Origin of the sequence: Bradyrhizobium sp. STM 3809, assembly GCF_000239795.1 — a bacterium.
In the GTDB taxonomy this organism is placed as follows: Bacteria; Pseudomonadota; Alphaproteobacteria; order Rhizobiales; family Xanthobacteraceae; genus Bradyrhizobium.
In genome coordinates, this window is the sequence record NZ_CAFJ01000026.1 from 1 (window position 1) to 6,773 (window position 6,773).

Annotated in this window: 6 protein-coding genes and 1 pseudogene; all 7 read left to right on the plus strand. The window is 65.5% G+C overall.

Features of this window, described 5'->3' with window-relative positions:
* Positions 1–155 (plus strand): annotated as a pseudogene (locus tag BRAS3809_RS35625) (branched-chain amino acid ABC transporter permease); the annotation flags it as partial.
* Between the two features lie 3 nt (positions 156–158).
* On the plus strand, positions 159–1,232 hold the full coding sequence (locus BRAS3809_RS01280) for a branched-chain amino acid ABC transporter permease (protein WP_008960288.1): 1,074 nt from the start codon (positions 159–161) through the stop codon (positions 1,230–1,232).
* Positions 1,233–1,291: 59 nt separating this feature from the next.
* Complete coding sequence (locus tag BRAS3809_RS01285) at positions 1,292–2,578, plus strand: ABC transporter substrate-binding protein (RefSeq protein WP_008960289.1); 1,287 nt, start codon at positions 1,292–1,294, stop codon at positions 2,576–2,578.
* A 165-nt stretch (positions 2,579–2,743) separates the two neighbouring features.
* Positions 2,744–3,583 carry an ABC transporter ATP-binding protein gene (locus BRAS3809_RS01290; RefSeq protein WP_008960290.1) on the plus strand — a complete coding sequence of 280 codons (840 nt, stop codon included), beginning with the start codon at positions 2,744–2,746 and terminating at the stop codon, positions 3,581–3,583.
* Positions 3,584–3,722: 139 nt separating this feature from the next.
* Positions 3,723–4,946, plus strand: coding sequence for a phenylacetate--CoA ligase family protein (locus BRAS3809_RS01295; protein WP_008960291.1), 1,224 nt, complete (start codon positions 3,723–3,725; stop codon positions 4,944–4,946).
* Between the two features lie 130 nt (positions 4,947–5,076).
* Positions 5,077–6,267 (plus strand): CaiB/BaiF CoA transferase family protein, encoded by a 1,191-nt coding sequence (locus BRAS3809_RS01300; RefSeq protein ID WP_008960292.1) that lies wholly within the window; start codon positions 5,077–5,079, stop codon positions 6,265–6,267.
* Positions 6,268–6,433: 166 nt separating this feature from the next.
* Positions 6,434–6,595, plus strand: a complete 162-nt coding sequence (locus BRAS3809_RS36420) for a hypothetical protein (RefSeq protein ID WP_008960293.1) — start codon at positions 6,434–6,436, stop codon at positions 6,593–6,595.
* Positions 6,596–6,773 lie beyond the last annotated feature (178 nt).

A 6,773-nucleotide genomic window follows, 5' to 3' on the forward strand; every position in this document is an offset into this window, starting at 1 on the left:
TCATCGGCCTGCTGGAGAACATCGCCCAGTACGTCGACAGCCAGTACCTGCACTGGGGCAATCTCTACGAGATCGCGCCGTTCTACGTGCTGATCATCATCCTGATGATCAAGCCCTACGGCCTGTTCGGCACCAAAGACATCGAGCGGATCTAAATCATGGTTGCACGCTCCACGATCCCAGCCGGTGACTTCCGTACCTCCTACGCGGCCGACACCACGATCTTCCCGACCAGGACCAGCCGCAACTTCGCGATCGCCGGCGTGATCCTGCTGTGCTTCGCGCCGCAAGTGTTCTCGGAGTTCTGGCTGTCGATCGCGATCCAGATCGGCATCTTCTCGATCGCGGCGCTCGGCCTCAACATCCTGGTCGGCTTCACCGGCCAGATCTCGATCGGCCAGGCCGGCTTCTTCCTGCTCGGCGCCTTCACCTCGGCCTACATCAACAACACCTACGCAATCCCCGTGTTCTTCGCGATCCCGCTCGCCGGCGTGATCACCGCGCTGGTCGGGCTCGTGTTCGGTCTACCGGCGGCGCGACTGAAGGGGCTCTATCTCGTCATCGCGACGCTGGCCGCGCAATACATCCTGCTTGACTTCTTCTCGCGCGCCGAATGGTTCTCCGGCGGCTCGGTGCCCGCCTCGGCCAATCCATTCTCGATCTTCGGCTACACGCTGCGCGGCGACCGGCAATATTTCTACGTCGTGCTGGCCTATGTGCTCGTGTGCTACATCCTGGTCACCAACCTGATGCGCACTCGCGACGGCCGCGCGCTGATCGCGATCCGCGATCATTATCTCTCGGCCGAGATCATGGGCATCAACCTGACCAAGTATCGCACGCTGTCGTTCGGGCTCGCCGCGTTCTTCGCGGGCATCGCCGGCGCGCTCTACGCGCATTACCAGCTGGTGGTCTCGCAGGAGGGGTTCGGCATCGAGCGCTCGATCCTGTTCCTGGCCATGATCATCATCGGCGGCACCGGCTCGATCATGGGCACCCTGATGGGGACCGCCTTCGTGGTCCTTCTGCCGGAATCGATGGAACTGCTGAGCCATTACCTCAAGGGCGGCGCGATCGACAAGGCGCTGGCGCTCAACAACAACATCACCTTCCTGCGCGAAATCGCGATCGGCCTGATCATCATCGCCTTCCTGATGTTCGAGCCGGACGGGCTGGCGCATCGCTGGCGGCAGATCAAGACATATTGGAAGCTCTACCCGTTCTCGCATTGATTCCAACCAACAGGGACCGGCGACAATCCGGCCCGGAACGCACCACAGGAGGAAGCACTATGACGATCAAATCATGGCTCGGCTCGGCGGCACTGGCGCTGCTCGCCGGTACTTTCGCATTATCCGCGAACGCGCAGCAGATCGCGATCGGCCACCTGCAGGATCTCTCCGGCGGCACCTCGGACGTCGGCACGCCCTACGGCCAGGGCGTCGTCGACACCTTCGCCTGGATCAACAAGAACGGCGGCATCGGCGGCAAGCAGCTTTCGGTCGACAGCAACGACTATGGCTACCAGGTGCCGAAGGCGATCGCGCTGTACAAGAAGTGGTCGGCGCCGGACAACAAGGTCGCCGCGATCATGGGCTGGGGCACCGCCGACACCGAGGCGCTGACCGGCTTCCTTGCCAATGACAAGATCCCGGACATGTCCGGCTCCTATGCCGCCGCGCTGACCGACCCCGAGGGCACCAGCGGCAAGGCCAAGCCCGCGCCGTACAACTTCTTCTACGGCCCGAGCTACTCGGACGCGCTGCGCGCCGAGCTGACCTGGGCAGCCGAGGACTGGAAGGCCAAGGGCAAGCCGGGCAAGCCGAAATTCGTCCACATGGGCGCCAATCACCCCTACCCCAACGCGCCGAAGGCGGCCGGCGAGGCGCTCGCCACCGAGCTCGGCTTCGAGGTGCTGCCGCCGCTGGTGTTCGCGCTCGCGCCCGGCGACTACAGCGCGCAGTGCCTGAGCCTGAAGAGCTCCGGCGCCAACTACGCCTATCTCGGCAACACCGCGGCCTCCAACATCTCGGTGATGAAGGCCTGCAAGAATGCCGGCGTCGACATTCAGTTCCTGTCCAACGTCTGGGGCATGGACGAGAACGCCGCCAAGACCGCGGGCGATGCCGCCGACGGCGTGATCTTCCCGCTGCGCACGGCGGTCGGCTGGGGCGGCGACGCGCCGGGCATGAAGACGGTGCAGGAGATCTCCAAGATGTCGGACCCGACCGGCAAGGTGTATCGCCCGGTGCACTACGTCGCGGCGATCTGCTCCTCGCTCTACATGAAGGAAGCGCTGGATTGGGCCGCCAAGAACGGCGGCGCCACCGGCGAGAACGTCGCCAAGGGCTTCCACCAGAAGAAGGACTGGGTGCCGGCCGGCATGGAAGGCGTCTGCAGCCCCTCGACCTGGACCGAGAAGGACCACCGCGGGACGATGAAGGTCGACCTCTATCGCGCGCGCGTGACCGGTCCGACCGATGGCGACCTGAACGACCTCATGGCCAAGGGCGTAATCAAGCTCGAAAAGGTGAAGACCATCGAGCTGCCGCGCAAGGCGGAATGGGCGGGTTGGTAAGCTGCCGAGTTGCTGCCGAGTGAGTTTCGGCAGCAACTCCACACACGATCGTCATCCCCGCGAAGGCGGGGATCCAGTACGCCGCGGCTTCTCGGTGAGGCAACGACGTCTCTGGAATACTGGGTCCCCCGCCTTCGCGGGGGACGACAGCGGTGGACAATCACAATGACCGAGACACTCGACACTCCGCGAACGGGCGCAAGCGCAACGACAGCTGCCCCGCTGCTCTCCGTGCGCAACATCGAGGTCGTCTATGACGACGTCATCCTGGTCCTGCGCGGGCTCAGCCTCGATGTGCCCAAGGGCGCCATCGTCGCGCTGCTCGGCGCCAACGGCGCCGGCAAGTCGACGACGTTGAAGGCGATCTCTGGCCTGCTCAAGACCGAGGACGGCGAGGTCACGCGCGGCGAGATCATGTTCGACGGCGCGCGTATCGACGGCATCGACCCGGAGAAGATCGTCCGCCGCGGCATCTTCCAGGTCATGGAGGGCCGGCGCATCGTCGCCGACATGACCTCGCTGGAAAACCTCAAGCTCGGCGCCTTCACCCGCTCCGACCGCGAGGTCTCGAGCGACATCGAGATGGTGTTCAACTATTTCCCGCGGCTGAAGGAGCGCACCGGCCTCGCCGGCTATCTCTCTGGCGGCGAGCAGCAGATGCTCGCGATCGGCCGCGCGCTGATGGCGCGGCCGAAGATGATCCTGATGGACGAACCCTCGATGGGCCTGTCGCCGCTGCTGGTGAAGGAGGTGTTCGCGATCATCAAGGAGATCAATCGGGATCTCGGCGTCACCATCCTGCTGGTCGAGCAAAACGCACGCGCGGCGCTGTCGGTCGCGAGCCACGGCTACATCATGGAGCAGGGCAAGGTCGTGCTCGACGGCACTGCGGATGCGTTGCGCGACAATGAGGACGTCAAGGAATTCTACCTCGGCGGCGCCGGCGACCAGCGCAAGAGCTTCAAGAACCTGAAGAGCTTCAAGCGGCGGAAGCGGTGGCTGTGAGCCCCATACTCCGTCATTCCGGGGCGCGCGGCACGCGCGAACCCGGAATCTCGAGATTCCGGGTCCGCTCCTCTGCGCAAAATGGCTCCGCCATTTTCCGCAGCGGACCGTCCCGGAATGATGTGCCAGGACACGAGACATGACCACCCACTACGACGCCCTCGAGACCCGTGATCCGGCCGAACGCGAGCAGGATCTGTTCGGCCGCCTGCCCGACGTGCTGCGTGCGGCGATGAAGGCACCGGCCTATGCGGCGCGGCTGCAGGGCATCGATCCGCAGGCCATCACGAGCCGCGCGGCCCTCGCGCAACTGCCGGTGCTGCGCAAATCGGAGCTCCCTGCCCTGCACAAGGCCGCTCCGCCATTCGGCGGCTTCGTCGCGCAGGCGCCCAGCGCGTTCGCGCGCCTGTTCACCTCGCCCGGTCCGATCTTCGAACCGGAGGCCGCGCATAGCGATCCCTGGCGCGGCGCGCGGGCGCTGTTCGCCTCGGGCTTCCGCTGCGGCGACGTCGTGATCAACACCTTCAGCTATCACCTCACGCCCGGTGGATTCATCTTCGACGCCTCGGCGCGCGCGCTGGGCTGCGCGGTCATCCCCGCGGGCCCCGGCAATACCGAAGCACAATTCGAGCTGATCGAGGCCTATCGCCCGGTCGGCTACAGCGGTACGCCCGACTTCCTCAAGATCCTGCTCGACGGCGCCGCCAGCGCCGGCCGCGACGTCACCTCGCTCAAGCGCGCGCTGGTGTCGGGCGCAGCCTTCCCGCCGTCATTGCAGGCCGAAATCAAGGCGCGCGGCATCGACGCCTACCAGGCGTTCGGCACTGCCGATCTCGGCATCATCGCCTATGAGACGTCAGCGCGCGACGGCATGGTGGTGAACGAGGACCTGATCTTCGAGATCGTCCGCCCGGGCACCGGCGATCCCGTCGCGCAAGGCGATGTCGGAGAGATCGTCGTCACCTCGCTCGATCCCGCACATCCCTGGATTCGGCTCGCGCTCGGCGATCTCACCGCCGCCCTGCCCGGCATCAGCGCCTGCGGCCGCACCAACATGCGCATCAAGGGCTGGATGGGCCGTGCCGACCAGACCACCAAGATCAAGGGCATGTTCGTGCGACCCGAGCAGGTCGCCGAGATCGGCAAGCGCCATCCCGAGCTCGGCCGCCTCCGGCTGGTCGTCACCCGCGCCGGCGAGACCGATGCGATGACGTTGAAGGCGGAATCTGCTGCGCCCTCCGACAGTCTCTCCGAGGCGCTGAACGCCAGTCTGCGCAGCGTCACCAAGCTCGGCGGCAGTGTCGCGCTGGTCGCGCCGGGAACGCTCCCCAACGACGGCAAGGTCATCGCGGACGAACGCTGAGCGCAGTTCCGCCGCGGCGAAGCCCTGCGGCGGCGGCATGAGCCGCGCCGCGCGCACCGCCGTTGCGCAATTGTCGCCCCACCCGCGCTCTCCTATACAGCCATGTCACGACTTTCCGGAGTTCGTCCGCATGGCCTTCCCGCGCGCGTCCAAAGCCCTGTCCCGATTCACCGTGCTCGACCTGACGCGGGTGCGCGCCGGCCCGACCTGCGCGCGGCAGTTCGCCGACTGGGGCGCCAACGTCATCAAGATCGACGCCATGATGGAAGATGGCGGCGAGGCGCTCGGCGGTCCGCGGCGCGGTTCCGACTTCCAGAACCTGCATCGCAACAAGCGTGCGATGACGCTCAACCTGAAGGATCCCAGGGGCGTCGACGTGTTCATGCGGCTGGCGAAGCAGGCCGACGTCGTGATCGAGAACTATCGCCCGGACGTGAAGACCAAGCTCGGCATCGACTACGAGGCGGTGCGCAAGGTCAATCCGCGCATCGTCTATGGCAGCATCTCCGGCTTCGGCCAGGATGGCCCCTATTCCAAGCGGCCCGGCTTCGACCAGATCGCGCAGGGCATGGGCGGGCTGATGTCGATCACCGGCGCTCCCGGGGAAGGCCCGATGCGCGCCGGCATCCCGATCGCCGATCTCTCGGCGGGCCTGTCCTGCGCGATGGGCATTCTCACCGCGCTGCTCGAACGCGAGGTCTCCGGCGAAGGCCAGTGGGTACAGACCTCGCTGTTGCAGGCGCAGATCTTCATGCTCGATTTCCAGGCCGCGCGCTGGCTGATGGAAAAGGACGTCGCGCCGCAGGCCGGCAACAATCATCCGACCAGCATCCCCACCGGCGTCTTCAAGACCTCCGATGGCTACATCAACATTGCCGCCACCGGCGGCCGCATCTGGGAGCGCCTGTGCCAGACGCTCGGCGCACCCGAATGGATCGACCATCCGGACTACGCGACCGCGCCGGCGCGCTCCAAGAACCGCGACGCGCTCAACGCCGAGATCAACGCCCGCACGCTCGCCAAGACCAGCGAGCAATGGGTCGCCGAGCTCAATGCCGCCGGCGTGCCTTGCGGGCCGATCTATGCGATCAATCAGATGTTCGAGGATCCCCAGGTGAAGCATCTCGGCATGGCGCAGCCGGTGCCGAGCGACGACGGCCGCGACATCACGCTGGTGGCACAGCCCTTCACATTATCGCGCACGCCGAGCCGCATGGCATCACGGCCGCCGGAGTTCGGCGAGCAGACCGAGGAGATCCTCTCGGAATTTGGCTTTACCGACGGCGAAATCGCCGATCTCCGGCTGCATCGCGTCGTGTGAGCAGATGCAATATGACGGACCCGTGGCATTCCACCGCTGTGGCCCAGATGTCACCACTTTGGAACTTCCACCTTGGCCGGATTGAGGCCAGAGCAAGACCGCGCTAATCTCTTCTCATGAGTTGACGCGGACCTGAGTGGCCCGCGGGCGTGAGGAGTAGCGGGTCATGAGCGCATCCGAGTTGAACGAGTTTCTGACGGCGATGGACATGGTTCGCGACGTCAACGCAGCCGCGCTGAGCCATGGCAGTGCTCTTCCGTTTGACGAGACCATGCTCGACAACGAATCCGACTGGTACCACATGCCGGTCGAGGAGACCGTCAACTGAGACAGAGCTGGCGCGAGCCTCCGCGCGCATCCCGACAGCGTTGCCGCATCAAGCCTTCGTTCGATCAGCCGAACGGAGGCTTTTGCTTTTCTGCTCCCCGATGAACTGCACCGCTGACGTCGGCAGCCGATGGGCCTGCAAAAAAATGCCCGACGCAAGCGCCGGGCAAGAGATCGTC

Coding starts and splice junctions, on each gene's coding strand:
- BRAS3809_RS01290 (WP_008960290.1), top strand. CDS start 2,744: ATGACCGAGACACTCGACACTCCGCGAACGGGCGCAAGCGCAACGACA.
- BRAS3809_RS01285 (WP_008960289.1), top strand. CDS start 1,292: ATGACGATCAAATCATGGCTCGGCTCGGCGGCACTGGCGCTGCTCGCC.
- BRAS3809_RS36420 (WP_008960293.1), top strand. CDS start 6,434: ATGAGCGCATCCGAGTTGAACGAGTTTCTGACGGCGATGGACATGGTT.
- BRAS3809_RS01295 (WP_008960291.1), top strand. CDS start 3,723: ATGACCACCCACTACGACGCCCTCGAGACCCGTGATCCGGCCGAACGC.
- BRAS3809_RS01280 (WP_008960288.1), top strand. CDS start 159: ATGGTTGCACGCTCCACGATCCCAGCCGGTGACTTCCGTACCTCCTAC.
- BRAS3809_RS01300 (WP_008960292.1), top strand. CDS start 5,077: ATGGCCTTCCCGCGCGCGTCCAAAGCCCTGTCCCGATTCACCGTGCTC.